This is a genomic window from Halomonas sp. 113, from assembly GCF_904067645.1.
GTDB classification, from domain to species: domain Bacteria; phylum Pseudomonadota; class Gammaproteobacteria; order Pseudomonadales; family Halomonadaceae; genus Vreelandella; species Vreelandella titanicae.
The window spans coordinates 348,723-366,592 of record NZ_LR881453.1 but is presented as its reverse complement, the minus strand read 5'-3'; the positions used below and the strand labels follow the sequence as shown (position 1 = coordinate 366,592).

Below are 17,870 nucleotides of genomic sequence, written 5' to 3'. Positions count from 1 at the left end.
AAGGCTCTCAATCCTGCTTCAGCAGGGAATCCATACGAGACAGCGCCGCTTCCAGCTGGGAAGCGGTGGTACCAAAGTTAAGCCGCACAAAGCCGGGGCAGCCAAAGGCCGCCCCGTCCGAAAGCGCTACTCCCGCCTCTTTCAGCAACGTCTTGTAGGGCGCCTCACCTAACCCTGCCTCGCGCATATCCAGCCAAGCCAGATAGGTCGACTCCGGCGCACTCCAGCGCACGCCCGGCCAAGCCGCTACGCGTGCCTGCAGCGTCCCACGATGCTCACGTAACACGCTTAACAGCTCCTGGCGCCACGGCTCGCCATGTCGATACGCTGCTTCCGCCGCGACCAAGCCGAGCACGTTGCCATCGGGAAGTAACCCCTTGGTAGCCGCCGCAAAGCGCTCACGCAGTGCGGGGTCGGAAATCACCGCGCAGGCGCTGGTTAAGCCCGCTAGGTTAAAGGTTTTCGACGGTGCCCATAGCGTAATGGTGCGCTTCGCTAATTCAGGAAATGCCGCGGCTAACGGGCGGTGCTGGGCGCCTTCGTCCAATAACAGGTCGCAGTGCAGCTCATCGGAGACCACCCAAAGGTCGTGGCGCTCCACTAGCTCAGCCAGCGCTGCAAGCTCCTCATGGCGCCACACTCGCCCCGTAGGGTTGTGGGGCTGGCACCACAGCAGCAAGCGCGTACGTGGCGTAATAGCGGCCTCCAAGGCATCAATATCGAGCTGCCAAGGCTCATTGGGTGCTGAAGGCGCTGCCAGCATCGCCTGCTGGGGTAGTCGCCCGGTGCGCTTTGCAACCTCTAAAAATGGCGGGTAGATCGGCGCTACCGTCAATACACCGTCGCCTGGCTCGGTCAGCGTTAACGCGGCCAGGTGCAAAGCTGGCACGACGCCCGGCAGCCACTGCTGCCACTCCGGCTGAATGGGCCAGTCATAGTGGTGGGCGCTCCACTGGCACAGGGTTTCTGTTAACGTAGCAGGCACTTCGCCATAGCCATATACACCGTGGGCCACGCGCGCCTGCAGTGCATCAATCACCTCAGGCGGGGAGCGAAAATCCATATCGGCGACCCAAAGGGGCAGTACGTCGTCGCCGTAGCGGTGCCATTTTTGCGATGCCCAGCCACCTTCTGGGTGGCGTCGCTCCACAGGCGTGGCAAAATCGTAGGCCATGAAAAATCTCACTCATTCAATAGGGGTTGTGCCAAGCATGCCGCAAGATGACTTTTATACCAAGATGCGGGCGGGGCTATCGGCGCTGTTGCGGCAATGGCGCTCGCTTGGGCAAGCGAATACGGATCAGCTAGCGCTCATTTTGGCTGAAACAGCACGGGTAGCTAAATTAGGTACACCCGACGCCACGCCCAGCGGCGCCACCCTGGAGCAGTGGAGCCAGGATGAGCTAGGTGAAATGCCGCTATGGGCGCCGCGCACTGCGGTCTTTCTGCTCAATCAAATGCCCGCTCGCCCGACCCCCGATAGCGACGCCGAAGCCTGCGCCTGGGCTTACTGCTGGCTGCGCAACCGTTCGTTTGATTCACTCCAAGCGGCGCAGGAGGCGCTCCCCGCGCACTTGAAAGCGCCCCTAAAAGATGCCCTTGAGGCCGCATGGCGCGACCAGCAAGGCCTGCGCTTGGTTTAATTAAAAGCGCGCGCTGACAGCACCCAAACAAAAACAGCAAGGATGACGCCGCATGATTGAAGTCCCTCTCACTTGGCAGCTAGCGAAATTAGGGCTCTCGATCAGCATGGTGCTGGGGCTAGGCGCGATTGCTGTGCGTGCTAGCCCGCGCATGGCGGGCCTGCTGGCGGGCTATCCGTTAGGCACGGCCTTGGCGCTATTTTTTATCGGCTTGGAAATTTCCCCTCAGTTTGCGACCCAAAGTGCGGTGCATACCCTGGCGGGCTTTACGGCCACAATGGCGCTAGGGGCCGGTTATTGGATGGCAGGACGACAGCCGGGCGTTAAAGGTGTCATTGGCGGCGTGGCGGGCGGCTTGGTTGCCTGGCTCGCCGTTAGCACGCTGCTCGCTCAGTTTAACTTCACGCGTTTGAGCGGCACGCTGGTGACGCTATGCGCCATTGCTCTGTTCAGCGGCTTATTTCGCAGCATTACTGATGTCAGGATACCCGCCAGCAGAACGTTTTCGTTACCGGCGCTTGCCGCCCGCGCGGCACTTGCCACGGTGATCATATTTACCATTACCAGCCTGGCCCACTGGCTGCCGCCCGCCTGGGCGGGAACGTTGGCCGCCTTTCCCGTCACGATGCTGCCTTTTTTGCTGATCCTACACCTGAACCATGGGGCAGCGCCGGTGGCGACGGTGATCAAGCACTACCCGATGGGACTTGGCTCGCTACTGAGTTACACGCTATGTGTTTCCTATACTTACAGCACACTAGGGTTGCTATGGGGCACATTGGTCGGCTTCGCTGCTGCCACGCTATGGCTGTTGGGGTGGATGCAACTCATTGCGTGGTATCAACGCCGCACCGCTTGACCAAGCGCTTGCTTGGGTTAATCCTAAACGTTGCCGTTGCGATTACCCTTACTAATAACCTGTTTTTTTAATAACAAGGACAAGCCATGTTTACCCGTACCATTGAGCCCGCCTTTTACGATACTGACGCCTTAGGGCACATTAACAACACCCGCCTGCCAGCGTGGTTTGAGCTTGCCCGAAATGACTTGTTCAAACTCTTTACCCCTGATTTAAACCCCAAGCAGTGGCGCTTGATTATGGCGCGCATGGAAGTCGACTACCGGGCTGAACTGTTTTACGGTCACGATATCGAAATACGTACTTACTTAACGCGATTAGGCAATAGCTCGTTTACAGTCACCCAAGAGGCGCGGCAGCACGGCAAGCTCACTAACCTGGGCCATACGGTTATGGTGCAGTATGACCACCAGGCCAAGTGCGCCATGCCTATTGAGGGTGACCTGCGCGAGGCGCTAATGTCGCACCTTCAAGACGCGCCTGAGCCCGCCTGATCGACGCTGCCCTGCACTACCGGGGCAACAGGAGCCTTATAATGGCAATCCGCTACAACCTCTGGATAGACCCTGACAACGTCGCCCAGCATCGCGCCGTGGAGGCAGACCTTGAGCGCTATTTTATTGAGCGCTTTGCCGACTATCCGCATATCCGCTTGTTTGGTGCCGATCCCTACGATTATGATGCCCCCTTCAATCGCCTTTATGACGTGCTAATGGCACGAGCCGCTGAATACTGTGAGCGGACGTGGTGCTATGTCGCGTCGCCTGAACAGCTCAATCGCTGCTTTTTCCGTGCCGTTGGCCGCTCGACTAAATTTGTTCAAGACGACCGTTCGTGAGAGACCAACCCAATGGTGATACGCACCAACCAAGCGCCTGACGAACGTCAGCTCGCCATTATTGCCCAGCAGCTTGGCCGCGCACCGCGTGGTATCGAAGCGGTAGCCGCCACCGACGGTGAAGGTACACCGCTAGTACTGCGTATGGCGCCGATTGTCGATGGTAAACCCTTCCCCACCCTGTATTGGCTCTGTTCCGATGTTCTGAAAGTTGAGATTTCCCGCATCGAAGCCGTTGGGGTTATCAAAGCGCTCGAACAACGCCTACAGGAAGAGCCTGAATTTCTTGAGGCTTACCAACAGAGCCATCGCGACTATGTGACCGCTCGCTGGGACTATATGAGTAATGCTCAGCGTGAAGAAGTCGCTAAGCTGGGTTACACCAACGTGATGACCGAACGCGGCATTGGCGGCATTAGCAACTGGCATCAGATACGCTGCCTGCACACCCAGTACGCCCACCACCTGTGCGGTGATAATGTGATTGGGCAGTGGATGGATGAGCATCATCAGGTAGACCGCTGTTTACCCTAAGCCCCTTTTAACCTAAGCCTCGTAGTAATCTCGTTTTCTTTTTGGCTACGGTTTTAGTCACGTTCATTTTTTAACGACAGGAAATAAACGAATGGCTCGAATTTGCGTTTATCTTGGCTCCCGTGAAGGTAACAGCCCTGCCTTCCGCCAGGCCACCAATCAACTGGGGCGCACCCTCGCTGAACGCGGCCACACGTTGGTTTATGGTGGGGCACGCGTTGGCCTGATGGGCGAGCTGGCTAACGCAGCACTTGAGGCCGGTGGTGAAGTCATTGGTGTGATGCCCGACCACCTGGTGGAGCGCGAACAGGCCCACTTTGGCTTGAGCGAGCTGATTCGGGTGCGCAACATGCACGAACGCAAAGCCACCATGGCGGCCAACGCCGATGCTTTTATTGCCTTACCCGGCGGGATTGGCACCTTGGAAGAGCTGTTTGAAATATGGACGTGGGGCTATCTAGGACTGCATGAAAAACCGATGGGGTTGCTGAACATCGACGAGTTCTATTCGCCGCTGCTGACCTTTTTAGACAGCACGGTTAGTCATGGCTTTTTGGCGTCTCCCACCCGCGAAATGCTGCTCGATGCACCGTCCCCCAATGAGTTGCTTGAGGCGCTGGAGGCCCAGCTATAAAACTGGTGAGGGAAGAGTTACTAACGTCCCGGGTGCTCGGTGAGCTTGCGGGTATGCTGATAGGTAAGCTGCAGTAAACGGGCATCTTCACCTGCCCGGTGGCGGTGAATACCCTGTTCGGCGATCAGCGCTTCTTTGGTGTCGCTCCACACTGCCTGCTGCTCTTCGCTAAGCAGAATTCTTAGCGCCTCAAGGCGAAAACGCGGCAGCATACCCGCATGATGGAAGAGCAGCGACAGCCAGGTATTGTCGTACCCCCAACTATCGCTGTACGCCTTACCCAGCTCGCGTAGTTCATCGTTCAGCCAGTGGGCGACCTGGCGTACCGGGTAGCCCTCCTGAATAAGGCGATCACGGGAGATGCCATGCAGCAGTTCAGCCTTGGGATCCCAGTGCGTCCACTCTTCCAGCGGTTGAATGAGAAAAGCACAGCAGCTTCCATCGGCACGGGCGATGCCTACTTCAATGGGGTAGCTGCCGCGCCCAAATCCGGACGCTTCAATATCTAGCACTGTGGGTAGCGTCTCGGACACAACCTTCCTCACTCAATCAAAACGCGGTAACGCTTCATGCGGCGGCCACGCTATTTAGTGCCAGCTGATCCGCCTGTCGCTGCCAGTAAGCCGCACGCTCACCATCTACCGCCAAGCCTAATTCACCCAGGCGATAAGCGCGAGCAAGCCGCTCTGCGGCGAGATAGTGCCCAGACTGGGCGGCGCGTGCGTACCAGGTCACCGCGTAATCTTCACGGCGCGGGTACTGGGCACAGCCATGTTCGTGGATTTGTGCCACCTGGTACTGTGACTTTACATCCCCGGCATGCGCAGCTTCCAGAACGTACCGCGCTCCGCGCGCTTTGTCCTGGGGCGTCTGACTGCGATGAAACAGCATATGGCCGTATACGGAGAGCGCGTCTGGGTGACCCGCTTCCGCACAGCGCTTAAACAAGCGCATCGTTAAACGCTGGGTGCGCGGTGAACGCGGCAACAGCCAGTGATTATGAAACAGCCGTTCAGCTAGGCGAAATTCTAGCCGAGTAAACAACGTTGATGCCTGCAGCATGGCAAACCACCCTGCCTGTCGTCTGTTGGAACCTTGGGCTAGCAGTCACAAAAATAACTGCCAACCACACGAGAAACCGGCCTTTAGCCGGTCGATGGGCTGGCAAGCATACGCCTGCCTTTGCGACGACTCAACCCCATTAATTTGCTGCTTGCAATGAGCCTCGCTAACATGCCATTCGTACGCCGTTTACCAGCCTGGTAATGGTGGCTTATCTTGTGGCAATTCCGCCTTAGTAAGGAGATAAAAATGCAAACGCGCCCACTTGGCAGAACCGGCATGGAGGTAAGTCGACTCTGTTTAGGCACGATGACGTTTGGCGAGCAAAACAGCGAAGCTGAAGCCCACGAGCAGCTTGATAGAGCCGTGGCGTTTGGCATCAATTTTATTGATACCGCAGAAATGTACCCCGTTCCGCCCATGGCCCAGACCCAGGGCTTAACTGAGCGCTATATTGGCAGTTGGCTTAAGCAGCGTGGCGCCAGGGACGATCTGATCATAGCCACCAAGGCCGCAGGCCCAGGGCTTGACCATATACGGAGTGGCCCGCGTTTAACCCGTGAGCATATTCATCAGGCCATCGATACAAGCCTGGAGCGCTTGAACACCGATTACGTTGACCTTTACCAACTGCACTGGCCCGACCGTCAAACCAATTTCTTTGGCAAGCTAGGCTACGTTCATAGCGAAGACGAAGATGCGACGCCGCTAGAAGAGACGCTTGATGCGCTGAAAGAGCTGGTTGATGCAGGCAAAGTACGGGCTATTGGGCTCTCTAATGACACGCCCTGGGGCGTGATGCGCTCACTGCAGCTTGCCGATAAGCTAGATTTACCGCGCGTGGCGTCTATTCAAAACCCCTACAACCTTCTAAATCGCTCTTTTGAAGTTGGTTTGGCTGAAATTGCCCACCGTGAAGATGTCGGTCTACTTGCTTATTCACCGCTAGGGTTTGGGGTCCTCTCAGGTAAATACCTGAATGGCGCGCAACCACCCAAAGGTCGTTTGACGCTGTATGAGCGCTTCAAGCGTTACACCTCGCCCGAAGCCGAGGCGGCCACCCAGGCTTACGTTGCGCTTGCTGAAAAGCACGAGCTAGACCCTGCGCAAATGGCGCTGGCGTTTGTTAACTCTCGCAGCTTCTTGACCAGCAATATCATTGGTGCGACCACCATGGAGCAGTTGGAAAGCAATCTTGCCAGCGAGAGCCTCAAGCTGGACAACGAAGTGCTAGAGGCAATCGAAGATATTCACCGCCGTATGCCCAATCCCTGTCCTTAAAACAAACAGCCCTTAAAAACAGCCGACTCTCATAAGGCTATCACCGCTATAGCCTCGGCCTTTGCCGAGGCTTGGTATACTGAGCCCACTTATATCAGGCTTTTATTTATCAGGGCACGACCAGGAGCATGCGATGCTGAGCGTTATCTCTCCCGCCAAAACGCTGGACTTTGAAACCCCACCGACCACAGAGCAAGTGTCACAACCCGACTTTCTGAAACACAGCCAAGCGCTTATCACTATTTTGCGTGATTACTCGCCGCAGCAAATCAGCGAACTCATGGGTATCAGCGATAAATTGGCGGGCCTGAATGCGGCGCGTTTTGAGGAGTGGCACCCTCCTTTCACTCTGAGCAATGCCAAACCTGCTGCACAGGCTTTTCAGGGCGACGTTTATACCGGCCTGCAAGCAGAAAACTTCAGCGAAGCGGAGAACCGTTACGCACAGTCGCATCTGCGCATACTTTCTGGCCTATATGGCCTGCTGCGGCCGCTGGATTTGATTCAGGCCTACCGCCTGGAAATGGGCACCAAGCTGCCTAACAGTGCCGGTAAGGATCTGTATGCCTATTGGAAGCCCATCCTGGCACCTGCACTTAATGAAGCCATTGCAGAAAGCGGCTCCAACGTGCTGGTTAATCTCGCCTCGAATGAGTACTTCAAAGCGGTAGATACCAAGCAGCTTAATGCCCGGATCATTACGCCGGTGTTTAAAGATGAGAAAAACGGCACCTTTAAAATCATCAGCTTCTACGCCAAAAAAGCGCGTGGACTGATGAGCGCTTGGCTTCTCCAGGAACAGGTCAACGATCCAGATGAACTCAAGGCGTTCGATGTGGCAGGTTATCGTTTCGATGCATCGGCATCCCAGGGGGATACCTTCGTTTTCACTCGTAAAGAAGCCGATCGCTAAAGCGAATGGCCTAATAGAAACGTACGGGGCGTGACGCGCGCGGCTTTAAAAAGCGCTGGTGCGCCTCTTTGAACAGCGCTGTATCGCAGCGGTGAAGCCACTCATAAGCCACCATATCTGCCGTCACCGCCACAGCACCGCTCGCGCAGGCGCGCTCACGGGCAAACGCAGCCTCTTGCGGGCGTCGACTGGCAGAGGCGTCGCTCAGCCAGTACAACTCGTAACCTGCCTCTAATAGCCCTAAACCCGTTTGCAGCACGCAGATGTGCGCTTCTGTTCCACACAGTACAATCTGTGTTTTACCCGTTGCGTTTAGCGCTTCACGAAATTCAGTTTCCGCCATGGCCCCAAAATGCTGTTTCTGCCAGAGCCGATAGTCATTCAGGCAGGCGAGCAGTGATGCCGAGGATCCTCCCAGTTTTTCTGGAGACTGCTCGGTTAACCATACAGGCACCTCAAGCAAGCACGCCATTTCGCCTAGCCAAGCCGCTTCATTCATGGCTTCTTGACCACCATCGATTACAGGCAGCAGACCCGCCTGGAAATCGACCATTAACAACAGGCTTTTATCGCGTTGTAGTAGCACGTTGCCACCTCATTTTTATCGTTATTCAGGCTAACCATAATAGACGCGATACAAACAATAAAGCAGCCGCTTTTCAGCGACTGCTTCGGTTAACTCATCAAACAAATGCTCGGCCTAGTTCTCGGCCGCTTCTTCCATATCTTCGCCGAGCTCTTCCATGCTCTCCCCGGCATCTTCTGCGGCGTCATCAATGCTTTCACCCGCTTCTTCAGCAGGCCCTTGATCATCACAAGCGATCAGTCCGCCTGCCATCAAAGCCATAAATAGAGCGATTGCTAACTTCTTGGCTACTTGCGTCGTCATACCGTTTCTCCTCCTGAGATTTTACTTCTGGGTACGTGCAACATAATACTAGATGCTGCGTGGCAACAATACCATGTTAAATGCACAAGCTATTGTTATATCTGGAATAAAATGCCTGGAAATCGCGCTGAGGTGTGAGGTGTGAGGTGTGAGGTGTGAGGTGTGAGGTGTGAGGTGTGAGGTGTGAGGTGTGAGCAGGGTATTCGTTAGATACCCCTACACCAACGTTTTCTACTCACTATTCCCCCTCACTCCTCACTATTTACCCCTCACGACCATGCAAAAAAAATCCCCCAAGGCATCAGCCCTGGGGGATTTTTCATAATAAGTGCCTGACGATGACCTACTCTCGCATGGGGAGACCCCACACTACCATCGGCGCTAAGCGGTTTCACTTCTGAGTTCGGCAAGGGATCAGGTGGTTCACGCGTGCTATGGTCGTCAGGCGTAACTTTAAATGTATATCATGCTGTTTGTGTGCGTCTCATTGTGCCGCCTGTTCTCCTTTGAATCAGGCCACACGCTGCGTATCCGGTTTTCATTGACGTCATCATCGCGACCAGACCCCTTGGGTGTTATAGGGTCAAGCCTCACGGGCCATTAGTACACGTTAGCTCAACGCCTTGCAGCGCTTCCACACCGTGCCTATCAACCAGCTGGTCTCGCTGGGCCNCTGGCTTGCCTCAGCGAGGAAGGCGTATTCTACGCATTTCCTGGTGGTTGTCAAGGGCGTTGTTTTCGATGCAAACCTGACCACATCCAAAACCGCTGGCTTTCGTAAAAGCACTAACTACCTGACAAACCGAAGCTTTTACACTTCATTCACCGCTGGTAACGCTTGGCGTCCCCGGCAGCGGATGCGTACTTTACGGATTCGCTGACGGGTTGGCAAGCGGTTTTTAACCCTAATACTGATAGAGGTACTGACAATGGCCCTCAGATACCGCGGAGCGAGTCTGGCACCAGCGAATCAGCCCCTAGGTCGGCGATGCTACGCGCCCCGGTGAGCGTCATTGCAACCCGCATCTCCTTTTCAAACAGCTCAAGCAGATGGGAAACGCCCGCCTCTCCGGCTGTAGCAAGTGCATAGATAAAAGCACGCCCAATCAATACGGTATCCGCCCCCATGGCGATCATGCGCACAACATCAAGTCCACTGCGTACGCCGGAGTCGGCTAGAATGGCCAAATCGCCCTTAACCGCATCAGCGATAGCAGGCAGCGCACGCGCGGTAGAGGGGACACCGTCTAGCTGACGACCACCATGATTGGAAACAACGACACCATCCGCGCCGAAGCGAACCGCATCACGAGCATCCTCGGGGTCGAGAATCCCTTTGATGATCATTGGACCCTCCCAGAGCTCACGAATCCACTCCAAGTCCTTCCATGAGATGGCCGGATCAAAGTTGTCACCCAGCCAGGCAATATAGTCTTCTAGCTCCGTTGGCTTGCCGCGATAATCAGACACGTTACCCAAGTCATGGGGACGGCCATTAACACCCACGTCCCAGGCCCAAAAAGGGTGTGTTGCTGCTTGAAGCATACGCCGCATTGGGCCGCGCTTACCGCTCATGCCTGAATGTGCATCTCGATAGCGTGCCCCCGGCACGGGCATATCGACGGTAAAGATCAGTGTCTTGACGCCAGCGGCTTTGGCTCGCTCCAAGACATGCTTCATAAATCCTCTATCTTTCAACACATAAAGCTGAAACCAGATAGGCCGATCAACCGCAGAGGCCACTTCGTCGATTGGACACACCGATACTGTCGACAGTGTAAACGGCACCCCCTTATTAGCAGCTGCCCGCGCAGCTTGCACTTCACCACGCCTAGCATACATTCCTGCCAACCCCACCGGCGCCAAGGCGACCGGCATAGCAAGCGCTTCGCCGAACAGTGTGGTCTCCAATGATAGTGAAGACATATCCTTCAACACACGCTGACGCAAAGCGACACCAGCAAGATCCTCAACATTGCGTCGCAGCGTATGCTCCGCGTAGGAACCACCGTCAGCGTAGTGAAATAGAAAAGGGGGGATACGACGCTTGGCCGCTTGGCGATAATCAGTGGAAGCAGAAATGATCATGGATAGCCCTGTGTAATAGCCCTATACAATGGATGCGCTATACACCGGCGCCCCAAAGTGGAAAATTGGTTTTACCAATTGACAAAAAAACTAGCACCAACAGTAGTGAGCCGCCCTAAGCGTGTCAAACGGTGATATCACTCCTTAGCACCTCATCCCGCTATACTTTAGTTTAAAGTCGCTATTAATGCGTTTTATTAGCGTTAAATCCTACTTCGCAGACGCTTGAGATCAAACCTCAAAGATCTTAATATTGGTCTTACCAATTGCGGACGCAAATCGACATGAGCTATTCAATATGAGCTACCCACCGCTCCGCCAGCAGCGCTTGGCCGATGTAATTACTGAACGCCTTGAAGCTATGATGCTAGAAGGCAGCCTAAAACCAGGCGAGCGCTTACCTCCCGAACGTGAATTAGCCGAACGGTTTGGTGTTTCGCGCCCCTCTTTACGGGAAGCTATTCAGAAACTAGCCGCTCGTGGCCTACTAACCAGCCGCCAAGGCGGCGGCACTTTTGTTAACGATGACCTCAGCAATGGTTATACCGACCCCTTGCTGGAGATGCTCTCTCGTCACGGCGAATTTAACCTAGACTTACTTGAATTCCGCGACGCTATGGAAGGTATATCCGCCTACTACGCTGCGCTGCGCTCAACACCCGCCGATAAGTCCGTGCTTATTCAGCGCTTTGAAGAGCTCGACGGCGGTTTTGCCGGTGCCGACCCTATCCAAGAAGCCAAACTAGATGCAGCGTTCCACTTAGCGATTGCCGAAGCTGCTCACAATGTTCTACTGCTGCATACCATTCGCGGCATTTTTCACCTGCTAGAGAAGAGCATTGTAAATAACCTGGCCCATTTATTCGCCAAGGAGGGTTCGCGCAGTCAGTTAATGCAACAGCACCGCGCCCTACTCAATGCCATTTTGGAAGGCCGCGCGGAGGATGCCCGCACTCGCGCTCATGAGCACTTAGTGTTTGTCGAAGAAGGTCTACTTGAGATGGCGAGGGCTGAGACGCGCGCCCAGCGTGCCCTTCGCCGCGCTCAAGGCAGTAGTAAGACGTCAGCATGAACAGCGCTGGTATGAATAACCAAGCGCCCACCCCCTTGCCGCCACGCTGGCGGCGCCTGTGGCTGCTGGTTATTTCACTCGGCTTGCTGTTTTGCATGTGGCAGGCCGCCCAGTTGGCGCGTGAACAAGCGCTTTCCAACTTACAGGATGATGCCGAAAACGAGCTGCGGCTGTCTGCCGCCAACTTAAACGGCTATTTACTGCGCTACGACTACTTGCCGCAAATGCTTGCCACTCGGGAAGGCGTGCAGCGTTTTTTGGCCTCTCCCGATAGCCAAGACCCGATGCCGCTAAATATGCTACTGGATCGTTTCCGCTTTACAGCGGGGGTTTCAGACGTCTATTTACTCAATCACGATGGCGACACGATCGCCGCCAGCAATTGGCACCGCCCTAACACCTTTATTGGCCAGAACTATGCTTTCCGCTCCTACTACACCGATGCCATTGCCGGAGGCCAGGGGCGCTTTTTTGGTTTGGGCATCAAGTCTCTTGAACGGGGCTACTACTTTTCATCGCCCATATGGCTAGACGACACCTCGCCCGATGCACAGCCAGACGGCGTGCTAGTAGTTAAAGTGCTTTTAGATGATGTTGAAGAGAGCTGGGCTGAGCAGGATGCCGAGCTATTTGTCACTGATAGCGATGACATCATTTTCATGGCCAGCCACCCCGAACTACGCATGAACGCGCTCTACCCACTCACCGATGAGCAGCGTCAAGCCCTAAGAGAAACGCGCCGCTATGCCATGGAGCCATTGTCACCCTCGGGTATTGAAATCAATGCACCTTACCGACAGGGAAGCCAGTTGGTCAGTTTCTCCCAAGGCCCATTGAGCAGTAGCGACTATCTTAGTTTGACCCGACATGTCCCTGAATTTGGCTGGCAAATGCATATTTTAAAGCCGCTAACACCGGTGATTAGCGCTCAGTGGATTGCCGCCCTCATGGCAGGCGGCCTCTACGGCGTGGTCACTCTCGGCGCAGGTATTGGCTGGCAGCGCCTACGGCTGCGCCGTGAACGCGAAGCGTTTGCCGAGCGCGAGCGCAATACCTTGGCACGCGTGCGTGACGAACTTGAGGTAAGCGTAGAGCGCCGCACCCGTGATCTGGTGGCCAGCAACCAACGCCTATCGGATGAAATTGAAGAGCGCCGCCGTGCAGAGGCCAATTTACGCCAGACCCAAGACGAGCTTATTCAAGCCGCCAAACTCGCTGTGTTGGGGCAGCTCGCCGCGGGCATCAACCATGAACTTAATCAACCACTGGCGGCTATTCGCGCTTACGCGGAAAACGCCCGCCGTTTTATGGCATTAGCACGCCACGAAAAAGCGGATGCCAACCTTGAACAAATTGTTGAACTGACCGAGCGTATGGCGGACATCAGCGCTCAGCTGCGCCAGTTTTCACGTAAGAGCAGCGAGCACCAGGAGGCGATTTCGGTACAAGCCTGTATCGACTATGCTCTTCGCCTGTTTCAAAGCCGCCTGCGCGAAGGCAACATCTCCATTACTCAGGAGTGGCCCAATGAAACACTATGGGTGCAAGGCGATCTAGTGCGTCTGGAACAAGTGTTGGTCAATTTAATCGGTAATGCGCTGCAGGCCATGAAAGGCGTACCTGCGCCACAACTTACTCTGGGCGCCCAAATACACCAGCAGCAGGTCATTATTAGCGTTACCGATAATGGCCCTGGCATTCCCGAGGAGCACTTAGGGCATATTTTTGAACCCTTTTTTACCACCAAAGCGCCGGGGAGTGGTTTAGGCCTAGGACTCTCGATTTCGTCGCGTATCATGGACGATTTAGGCGGCAAGTTACAGGCAACTAATCGACCCGAAGGCGGCGCTTGCTTCACTATCGCCCTGCCCCACTCACCGCTAACTCACCCCCAGGAGAACTCCTCGTATGCATGAGCCGTCGACGCTGCCGGTCATGGTGATCGACGACGAACCGCATCTACGGATCACCGCCAGCCAAACCCTCGAGCTTGCAGGCTACACGCCCTACTGCTTCGAATCAGCGGAACAAGCCCTGGCAGCATTAACACCGGACTTCCCAGGTGTCATTGTCAGTGATATCCGCATGCCGGGAATGGATGGTATGGCACTGCTCCATGAGTTACACAGCCGCGACGCCACTCTGCCGATTATTTTAATCACCGGTCACGGCGACATTTCCACGGCCGTAGAAGCCATGCGCGCAGGAGCATGGGATTTTCTTGAGAAGCCGTTTGCCGGTGATCAGTTGCTGGACGTAGTACGCCGAGGCATAGAGAAGCGCCAACTCAGCTTGGAAAACCACCGTCTTAAAGCTGAACTTGAAGTGCAACAAGCCGCGTTGGGACCGCGACTCGTTGGGCGCACACCCATCATATCCAGGCTCGCGGCGATGATTCAGCGTATCAGCCAAGTAGAAGCCGACGTTCTGCTATTCGGTGAAACAGGTACCGGTAAAGACCTCGTGGCCCGTGCAATTCACGAACGCAGCGGCCGGCGCAACAGCCCCTTTATGGCGATCAACTGCGGCGCGGTGCCCGAAAACACCATTGAGTCCGAGCTGTTTGGCCATGAAAAAGGCGCTTTCACGGGTGCAGTAGAGCGGCGAATCGGCAAGTTTGAACACGCTAACGGCGGCACCGTGTTTCTGGATGAGATCGAATCGATGCCCATGGCGCTGCAGGTCAAGCTGCTGAGGGTGCTGCAGGAACGCAGCGTTGAGCGGTTAGGCGCCAATGAAACAGTTCCGCTCAATATTCGGGTGATTGCGGCCACCAAGGTGGATCTCAAAGCCGCCTCCGAAGAGGGGAGTTTTCGCGAAGACCTTTACTATAGGCTAAACGTTGTCACCCTGCCGCTGCCTGCTCTGCGCGAGCGGCGTGAGGATATCCCCTTGCTGTTCCAGCACTTTGCCGTGGTCGCTGCCAATCGTAGCGGGCTAGAAGCACCGACCCTCGACAGCCCCGCCATTGCCGCCCTGCTGGCCCATGATTGGCCCGGCAACGTGCGCGAGCTGCGGAACCTTGCCGAGCGTTACGTGCTACTGGGCGCCGCCTTTGACTATCGTCTGGATGCGCTGCTGGAAGGGGTCAACGCCGACACCGAAGAGCCTACTTTGCCGCGCCAGGTAGAGCTGTTTGAAAAGAGCCTGATCAGCCAATCTCTGTCGCGCTACCATGGACGGGTAACCGATGTTTGTCACCACTTGGGCATTCCGCGCAAAACCTTTTACGACAAACTTAAAAAGCACGGCCTCAATGCCGACGACTATCGCCACAGCAGCGAGCCTTGATGCAACAACTCCCCCAAGACAGACCAGGGCGGCACCCAGGGCACCAGCGTTAATGTGGCAATCAACATTAGCAGGTTAGACATTGGCCGCCGGCTGTCGCCTAGCTTGAGCGCCGTACCAAACGAGCGTTTTAGCCGCGCGCCTTCAAGATCAACGCTGTATATCTCATCCAAACTCAAGTGGATCAAAAACCCTACTAAGGTGGCCGCACCGTGAGACCACGCTAGCCACGCTGGTTGGCTGAGCAAATTAAAACTTAACGCGGCGGTGAGCAGGCTGCATAGCCCGCCCGCTAGCAGTGAATGCCAAATACCGCGGTGCACGGTAAAACGCGAGAACAGCACCCCCGCCAAATAGCGCACACAGAAGTAGATTCCGCCACAGGCAATCAACAACGCGCCCGGCGTGAGCCATGGCTGTAACAACAAGGCGCCTAATACCAAGGCGGGCACCGAAAGCAGATTGAATATCAAACGGATAGAGTGGGAACGATCAGCATCAATGTCGGGCAAAATGCCGCCAAAGGTGACTAATGCAATCATCACCAGCGCTTGGGAGGGTGGCCACCACTGGCCTTTCCAACCTACGTAAGCTATCAGCATGCCGCCCGCCGCTGCCACCGTAATATGCGTGCGAAAATTAGCCATGACGCGGCATCCTAAAGTCTGCAAAACAGAAAACTGTATAAATTAACAGACTTTTAGTGTTCGCGACATGACTAATTTAAGAAAAAAGGTTGGCTTAGCAATCGCTTAGGGAAAGCTTAGAAAAAGTCGCTAGCGGGTGACTTCGGCCAGAAAGCGGTCTTTCAATTTAACGTAGTTACCTGCGGTATAGGGAAAGAAAGCACGCTCTTTGTCTTTGAGTGGTCGCATCGCTTTGGCGGGGTTACCGGCATACACATAGCCATTCTCCAAATGCTTACCCGGCGTTACCACGGCGCCTGCGGCAATAATGACCTCGTCCTCAACGACCGCGCCATCCATTACAATCGCGCCCATCCCTACCAGGATCCGACTTCCCAAGGTGCAGCCATGCAGTATCGCTTTATGGCCGATGGTCACATCATCGCCAATGGTGAGCGGAAACCCCTCCGGACTAAAATCACTGGCGTGGGTAATATGTAGCACGCTGCCGTCCTGCACGCTGGTACGCGCACCGATACGAATACGGTGCATATCGCCACGGATAACCGTCATCGGCCAGACAGAGCAGTCGTCACCCATCACCACATCACCAATGACCACACTGGCCGGATCAATATAAACGCGCTCACCCAATTGGGGTTCCATACCTTGATAGGGCCTTAATGCACTACTCATAACTCGCTCCTAGGGTTGTTGGATAGCTTAGAGAATTCAGTTACCCCACTATAGCAACCCGGCCAGCAGAACAATAAAGGTCAGCGGAATCGACACCCAGCGAATGATATTGCGCCACACCAGGTAGCCCCTTTCACCAACGCCTAACGCGCTTACCACTTTATCGCGAGGCATTACCCAAGCGGCAAAAACCGCTATCAATAGGCCGCCCAAAGGCAGGAAAACATCCGGCGGTATACTGCTGACAAGCTCGAAGACATTGCGTCCAAATAGCGGCCGAAATTCCGCCAGGGTTGAAAAAGAGAAGGCCGATAACAGCCCGATCAACCAGACGCTGAGCGCCACAATGGCAGTCGAGATACTGCGACGCAGCCCCAAACCCTGTAACGTTGCGACCATCGGCTCCGCGAGGTTAATGGCCGATGTCCAGGTGGCCAGTAGCAGCAGTAAGAAGAACACGCTCAGCCATACAGAGCCCCAGGGCAGCTCAGAAAACGCAATGGGCAGGGTGACAAACATTAACCCTGGGCCATCAGTGGGATCCATGCCTTGAGCAAATACCACCGAGAAAATAGCGATCCCCGCCAGTAACGCCACGCTAATATCGAGTACGGCGACTGCCACAGCGGCTTTAGGCAGGCTTTGCTCTTCCGGCATATAAGCGCCATACGCCATCAAAGCACAGGCGCCCACCGCCAAAGTAAAGAACGCGTGCCCCATGGCGTGAACCACCACCGCCGGGGTTATCGCCTCGAAAGAGGGTAAAAACAGCCACGCCAAGGCGGGGGCAAAGCCATCAGTCGTCGCGGCATAGCCCGCTAATAGCAGCAACAACAGATACAGCAGCGGCATCAGCAGGTTATTGAGCCGCTCTAACCCCTTGGCAACACCCGCCGCCACGACCGTCATGGTCATAAACAGAAATAGCGAGTGGTTGAAGATCAGCAGCCCAGGGTTGGCCAAGAAGGCTTCAAAACCGGCGCCAATCTCTGCGGCACTCGCGCCATTGAAATGGCCGTTAACAGAGGCCACCAAAAACTCAATCGACCAGCCGGACACCACCGAGTAGAAAGATAAAATGCAGAACACGGTGAACGCCCCGAATAGCCCCAACCAGCGCCAGCGAGGCGAAGCCCCCGCCTCGGCCGCCAAGACACTCAACGCTTGCATTGGCCCGCGTCGCCCAGCACGGCCAATCAGAATCTCCGCCATCATGACCGGAATACCCAGCAGCAGCACAAACGCCACATAAATCAGTAAAAACGCCGCACCGCCGTTCTCTCCGGCCACGTAAGGAAAGCGCCAGATGTTGCCTAACCCCACCGCAGCACCTGTTACCGCCAAGATAAAGGCCCGCTTCGACCCCCAGCGCTCCAGCGTTTCGCTCATCACATGCTCCTGCCATTGGTGGCATTAAAAGGCGGCAAGACTAGCAGGCGCTTGC

20 protein-coding genes, 1 rRNA gene and 1 other annotated feature are annotated in these 17,870 nt (G+C 55.4%); of the genes, 11 read left to right on the top strand and 10 right to left on the bottom strand.

What is annotated here, in order from left to right:
* Positions 1-7: 7 nt before the first annotated feature.
* A complete protein-coding gene (locus YERSI8AC_RS01940; RefSeq protein WP_138800371.1) occupies positions 8-1,174 on the bottom strand; it encodes a MalY/PatB family protein in 1,167 nt (388 codons plus the stop codon).
* A gap of 37 nt (positions 1,175-1,211) precedes the next feature.
* Here YERSI8AC_RS01940 and YERSI8AC_RS01935 point away from each other — a divergent pair, with 37 nt between their 5' ends.
* The 6 genes from YERSI8AC_RS01935 to YERSI8AC_RS01910 all read left to right on the top strand — a co-directional run bounded on the left by YERSI8AC_RS01935 (position 1,212) and on the right by YERSI8AC_RS01910 (position 4,508).
* A complete protein-coding gene (locus YERSI8AC_RS01935) occupies positions 1,212-1,643 on the top strand; it encodes a hypothetical protein (protein ID WP_022520367.1) in 432 nt (143 codons plus the stop codon).
* Positions 1,644-1,695: 52 nt separating this feature from the next.
* Positions 1,696-2,502, top strand: coding sequence for a hypothetical protein (locus tag YERSI8AC_RS01930; protein ID WP_009288548.1), 807 nt, complete (start codon positions 1,696-1,698; stop codon positions 2,500-2,502).
* 86 nt (positions 2,503-2,588) lie between these two features.
* Positions 2,589-2,996 carry an acyl-CoA thioesterase gene (locus YERSI8AC_RS01925; RefSeq protein ID WP_027957662.1) on the top strand — a complete coding sequence of 136 codons (408 nt, stop codon included), beginning with the start codon at positions 2,589-2,591 and terminating at the stop codon, positions 2,994-2,996.
* A 41-nt stretch (positions 2,997-3,037) separates the two neighbouring features.
* Positions 3,038-3,340, top strand: a complete 303-nt coding sequence (locus YERSI8AC_RS01920; RefSeq protein ID WP_007111787.1) for a hypothetical protein — start codon at positions 3,038-3,040, stop codon at positions 3,338-3,340.
* 12 nt (positions 3,341-3,352) lie between these two features.
* A complete protein-coding gene (locus tag YERSI8AC_RS01915; RefSeq protein WP_009288547.1) occupies positions 3,353-3,874 on the top strand; it encodes a DUF501 domain-containing protein in 522 nt (173 codons plus the stop codon).
* Between the two features lie 91 nt (positions 3,875-3,965).
* Positions 3,966-4,508: a TIGR00730 family Rossman fold protein gene (locus tag YERSI8AC_RS01910; RefSeq protein WP_009288546.1), complete on the top strand. Its 543-nt coding sequence runs from the start codon at positions 3,966-3,968 to the stop codon at positions 4,506-4,508.
* Positions 4,509-4,528: 20 nt separating this feature from the next.
* Here the strand turns inward: YERSI8AC_RS01910 and YERSI8AC_RS01905 are convergent, their stop codons facing one another.
* Both YERSI8AC_RS01905 and YERSI8AC_RS01900 read right to left on the bottom strand, forming a co-directional pair.
* The gene (locus tag YERSI8AC_RS01905; protein ID WP_027957659.1) at positions 4,529-5,041 is read right to left on the bottom strand and encodes a hypothetical protein; all 513 of its coding nucleotides are present in this window, start codon (positions 5,039-5,041) and stop codon (positions 4,529-4,531) included.
* A 34-nt stretch (positions 5,042-5,075) separates the two neighbouring features.
* A complete protein-coding gene (locus tag YERSI8AC_RS01900; protein ID WP_009288545.1) occupies positions 5,076-5,570 on the bottom strand; it encodes a tetratricopeptide repeat protein in 495 nt (164 codons plus the stop codon).
* Positions 5,571-5,819: 249 nt separating this feature from the next.
* Here YERSI8AC_RS01900 and YERSI8AC_RS01895 point away from each other — a divergent pair, with 249 nt between their 5' ends.
* Positions 5,820-6,851: an NADP(H)-dependent aldo-keto reductase gene (locus YERSI8AC_RS01895; RefSeq protein WP_138800370.1), complete on the top strand. Its 1,032-nt coding sequence runs from the start codon at positions 5,820-5,822 to the stop codon at positions 6,849-6,851.
* 133 nt (positions 6,852-6,984) lie between these two features.
* Positions 6,985-7,764 carry a peroxide stress protein YaaA gene (yaaA, locus tag YERSI8AC_RS01890; RefSeq protein ID WP_159175980.1) on the top strand — a complete coding sequence of 260 codons (780 nt, stop codon included), beginning with the start codon at positions 6,985-6,987 and terminating at the stop codon, positions 7,762-7,764.
* A gap of 10 nt (positions 7,765-7,774) precedes the next feature.
* On the opposite strand, the gene YERSI8AC_RS01885 is transcribed toward yaaA, so the two are convergent.
* From YERSI8AC_RS01885 to lldD, 4 genes are all read right to left on the bottom strand, one after another.
* Positions 7,775-8,350, bottom strand: coding sequence for an isochorismatase family protein (locus tag YERSI8AC_RS01885; protein WP_022520372.1), 576 nt, complete (start codon positions 8,348-8,350; stop codon positions 7,775-7,777).
* A 114-nt stretch (positions 8,351-8,464) separates the two neighbouring features.
* Complete coding sequence (locus YERSI8AC_RS01880) at positions 8,465-8,653, bottom strand: hypothetical protein (protein ID WP_022520373.1); 189 nt, start codon at positions 8,651-8,653, stop codon at positions 8,465-8,467.
* A gap of 330 nt (positions 8,654-8,983) precedes the next feature.
* Positions 8,984-9,099, bottom strand: a 5S ribosomal RNA gene (gene rrf / locus YERSI8AC_RS01875).
* Between the two features lie 149 nt (positions 9,100-9,248).
* Positions 9,249-9,325, bottom strand: a sequence feature (23S ribosomal RNA rRNA prediction is too short).
* Between the two features lie 264 nt (positions 9,326-9,589).
* The gene (gene lldD / locus YERSI8AC_RS01870) at positions 9,590-10,741 is read right to left on the bottom strand and encodes an FMN-dependent L-lactate dehydrogenase LldD (RefSeq protein ID WP_159175979.1); all 1,152 of its coding nucleotides are present in this window, start codon (positions 10,739-10,741) and stop codon (positions 9,590-9,592) included.
* Between the two features lie 298 nt (positions 10,742-11,039).
* Here lldD and YERSI8AC_RS01865 point away from each other — a divergent pair, with 298 nt between their 5' ends.
* The 3 genes from YERSI8AC_RS01865 to YERSI8AC_RS01855 are packed head-to-tail and all read left to right on the top strand — an operon-like array spanning position 11,040 to position 15,104.
* Entirely contained in the window at positions 11,040-11,813 is a 774-nt protein-coding gene (locus tag YERSI8AC_RS01865) for a GntR family transcriptional regulator (RefSeq protein WP_027958892.1), read from the top strand.
* Entirely contained in the window at positions 11,810-13,729 is a 1,920-nt protein-coding gene (locus YERSI8AC_RS01860; protein ID WP_159175978.1) for a sensor histidine kinase, read from the top strand. Before YERSI8AC_RS01865 ends, YERSI8AC_RS01860 begins: the two co-directional genes overlap by 4 nt.
* Entirely contained in the window at positions 13,722-15,104 is a 1,383-nt protein-coding gene (locus YERSI8AC_RS01855) for a sigma-54-dependent transcriptional regulator (RefSeq protein WP_009288649.1), read from the top strand. Before YERSI8AC_RS01860 ends, YERSI8AC_RS01855 begins: the two co-directional genes overlap by 8 nt.
* On the opposite strand, the gene YERSI8AC_RS01850 is transcribed toward YERSI8AC_RS01855, so the two are convergent.
* The 3 genes from YERSI8AC_RS01850 to YERSI8AC_RS01840 all read right to left on the bottom strand — a co-directional run bounded on the left by YERSI8AC_RS01850 (position 15,080) and on the right by YERSI8AC_RS01840 (position 17,815).
* Complete coding sequence (locus YERSI8AC_RS01850; RefSeq protein WP_027958894.1) at positions 15,080-15,751, bottom strand: metal-dependent hydrolase; 672 nt, start codon at positions 15,749-15,751, stop codon at positions 15,080-15,082. The two genes, YERSI8AC_RS01855 and YERSI8AC_RS01850, sit on opposite strands and share 25 nt — an antisense overlap.
* Positions 15,752-15,880: 129 nt before the next feature.
* Entirely contained in the window at positions 15,881-16,426 is a 546-nt protein-coding gene (locus YERSI8AC_RS01845) for a gamma carbonic anhydrase family protein (RefSeq protein WP_039860901.1), read from the bottom strand.
* A 48-nt stretch (positions 16,427-16,474) separates the two neighbouring features.
* The gene (locus YERSI8AC_RS01840; protein ID WP_159175977.1) at positions 16,475-17,815 is read right to left on the bottom strand and encodes a sodium-dependent transporter; all 1,341 of its coding nucleotides are present in this window, start codon (positions 17,813-17,815) and stop codon (positions 16,475-16,477) included.
* Positions 17,816-17,870: the final 55 nt, after the last annotated feature.

What these genes read in the sequence shown, in the direction of transcription:
- YERSI8AC_RS01930 (WP_009288548.1), top strand. Translation starts at nt 1,696, where the DNA reads ATGATTGAAGTCCCTCTCACTTGGCAGCTAGCGAAATTAGGGCTCTCG.
- YERSI8AC_RS01880 (WP_022520373.1), bottom strand. Translation starts at nt 8,653, where the DNA reads ATGACGACGCAAGTAGCCAAGAAGTTAGCAATCGCTCTATTTATGGCT.
- YERSI8AC_RS01895 (WP_138800370.1), top strand. Translation starts at nt 5,820, where the DNA reads ATGCAAACGCGCCCACTTGGCAGAACCGGCATGGAGGTAAGTCGACTC.
- lldD (WP_159175979.1), bottom strand. Translation starts at nt 10,741, where the DNA reads ATGATCATTTCTGCTTCCACTGATTATCGCCAAGCGGCCAAGCGTCGT.
- YERSI8AC_RS01840 (WP_159175977.1), bottom strand. Translation starts at nt 17,815, where the DNA reads ATGAGCGAAACGCTGGAGCGCTGGGGGTCGAAGCGGGCCTTTATCTTG.
- YERSI8AC_RS01865 (WP_027958892.1), top strand. Translation starts at nt 11,040, where the DNA reads ATGAGCTACCCACCGCTCCGCCAGCAGCGCTTGGCCGATGTAATTACT.
- YERSI8AC_RS01925 (WP_027957662.1), top strand. Translation starts at nt 2,589, where the DNA reads ATGTTTACCCGTACCATTGAGCCCGCCTTTTACGATACTGACGCCTTA.
- YERSI8AC_RS01860 (WP_159175978.1), top strand. Translation starts at nt 11,810, where the DNA reads ATGAACAGCGCTGGTATGAATAACCAAGCGCCCACCCCCTTGCCGCCA.
- YERSI8AC_RS01915 (WP_009288547.1), top strand. Translation starts at nt 3,353, where the DNA reads ATGGTGATACGCACCAACCAAGCGCCTGACGAACGTCAGCTCGCCATT.
- YERSI8AC_RS01935 (WP_022520367.1), top strand. Translation starts at nt 1,212, where the DNA reads ATGCCGCAAGATGACTTTTATACCAAGATGCGGGCGGGGCTATCGGCG.
- YERSI8AC_RS01900 (WP_009288545.1), bottom strand. Translation starts at nt 5,570, where the DNA reads ATGCTGCAGGCATCAACGTTGTTTACTCGGCTAGAATTTCGCCTAGCT.
- YERSI8AC_RS01845 (WP_039860901.1), bottom strand. Translation starts at nt 16,426, where the DNA reads ATGAGTAGTGCATTAAGGCCCTATCAAGGTATGGAACCCCAATTGGGT.
- YERSI8AC_RS01910 (WP_009288546.1), top strand. Translation starts at nt 3,966, where the DNA reads ATGGCTCGAATTTGCGTTTATCTTGGCTCCCGTGAAGGTAACAGCCCT.
- YERSI8AC_RS01940 (WP_138800371.1), bottom strand. Translation starts at nt 1,174, where the DNA reads ATGGCCTACGATTTTGCCACGCCTGTGGAGCGACGCCACCCAGAAGGT.
- YERSI8AC_RS01855 (WP_009288649.1), top strand. Translation starts at nt 13,722, where the DNA reads ATGCATGAGCCGTCGACGCTGCCGGTCATGGTGATCGACGACGAACCG.
- YERSI8AC_RS01920 (WP_007111787.1), top strand. Translation starts at nt 3,038, where the DNA reads ATGGCAATCCGCTACAACCTCTGGATAGACCCTGACAACGTCGCCCAG.
- YERSI8AC_RS01850 (WP_027958894.1), bottom strand. Translation starts at nt 15,751, where the DNA reads ATGGCTAATTTTCGCACGCATATTACGGTGGCAGCGGCGGGCGGCATG.
- yaaA (WP_159175980.1), top strand. Translation starts at nt 6,985, where the DNA reads ATGCTGAGCGTTATCTCTCCCGCCAAAACGCTGGACTTTGAAACCCCA.